Raw genomic sequence first — 1,569 nt, forward strand, 5'->3', positions numbered from 1 at the left:
ATATCGCTTCTCCCGACCGAACAAACGCCCTCCTTCTTCGACAACGAGGTCGATGCCGTGGTGCGTTACGGCTGCCCCACCGCGCGCGATCTCTCGAACCACCTGATCCTGAGACCGCGCCTGATCGCGGTGGCGTCGCGGGCGTGGGTGGAAAAGCATCCGGAAATACGCCAGCCCAAGGACCTGCTGTCCGTGCCTCTCATCCACGAGCGTTACCAGGAAGACTGGCAAAACTGGTTCGATGCGCTGGGCATCAAGAACTGCGGCCACTTGAACGGGCCCCGCGTCGGCGTGTCGACCGCAGTGCTCGAGGCGGTGCACCGGGATCAGGGTCCCGGCCTTTTTCCCGACGTTTTCAACGTGCAAAACATGCGCGGCGGCCTGCTGCAGGTCGTTCCCGATGCGCCCCGCATCGGCGGCTACTACTTCGTCACCAGAAGCGATCGCGAGAATGAGCCGCGCATTGTGCGGCTGCGGGAGTGGCTGATGGAAAATCTCAAGGACGCCTGAGTCCTCTCTGCATTTCCCCCTCTGCATTTCCCCCGAAATCGTCACCTCGATTGCCCCGCCCGCACTGGGCCGGGTGTGGTGACTTTTTCGTTCGTCCAAGCCCCTCGGTGGAAACTTTTTGAGACCGCCCGGGTGAGAATTTTGTGCCTTACTGACACATCTTCCTGTTGCTAGCATGGTCTTGCTGCAACACGACTAGCGAATGAACTTACTGCATTTTCAGAGTTGAGGACGACACGCTTTCGATTCATTCCCGCGAGTGTCGTGATTGCGGCGAGGCTTCCGATAAACCAAATAATCCGTGCGCCCGGCGAATGCCGCAATGCGTAACGGAAAACAACGATTAAAGGTGAATCCATGCGAAAGCTTGCTTGCTTGCTCCCGCTATTGCTTACTTCCGGGGCAGCTTCAGCGCAATCCAATGTGACAGTGTATGGCCTGCTCGATGTCGCCGTCAGCGTGACAGACGCCGGCGGCGCCGCGCTCCGGCAAAAGGAAATGACTTCCGGGGTAGGGCTCGGGAGCAGAATCGGATTTCGGGGCACCGAAGATCTGGGCGGGGGCCTGAAGGCGAATTTCGTTCTTGAGAACGGATTCAACCCCGACACGGGAACGATCGGCCAGGGCGGCGTGCTGTTTGGCCGTCAGGCATGGGTGGGCCTGGCATCGTCCTCGCTCAGTGTTTCGTTCGGACGCCAGTACTCGCCCATGCTGCTGACCCTGGCAACCACGGATCCCGGCAGCCAGGGCTACTGGGGCAACAATCAGGGAACGGGCAACGCGCTGTATCAAAGTCCCGGTTCGGGCGCCGGATCAGGCGGACACCAGGCGACGGGGCGCATCAACAATTCGATTCTCCTTACCGGCACCTCCGGGGCGCTTTCCGGCCGCTTGATGCTGGGGCTGGGCGATGAAAACCCCGCCGGGTCGGGCCGTCTTGTCGGCGCCAGCGGCAACTACGCATCGGGCCCGGTCCTGCTGTCCGCCGCCGTTACCCGGTTCCGCCAGTACGCATCCACCATCGTCGCCGGCGCCGAGCCGGACTGGCAAACGGAATAC

The 1,569-nt window shown here is 61.4% G+C and carries 2 protein-coding genes; both read left to right on the forward strand.

Annotated elements, in window-relative coordinates; genetic code table 11:
* Nucleotides 1-510, forward strand: a 510-nt coding sequence (locus VEH04_10530) for a LysR substrate-binding domain-containing protein (protein HYG23207.1), incomplete at its 5' end; no start/stop codon positions are given.
* A 357-nt stretch (nucleotides 511-867) separates the two neighbouring features.
* The coding region (locus tag VEH04_10535; GenBank protein HYG23208.1) for a porin at nucleotides 868-1,569 on the forward strand (702 nt) is incomplete at its 3' end.

The sequence above is a fragment of the Verrucomicrobiia bacterium genome (genome assembly GCA_035629175.1).
GTDB lineage: Bacteria > Verrucomicrobiota > Verrucomicrobiia > Limisphaerales > DASXHY01 > DASXHY01.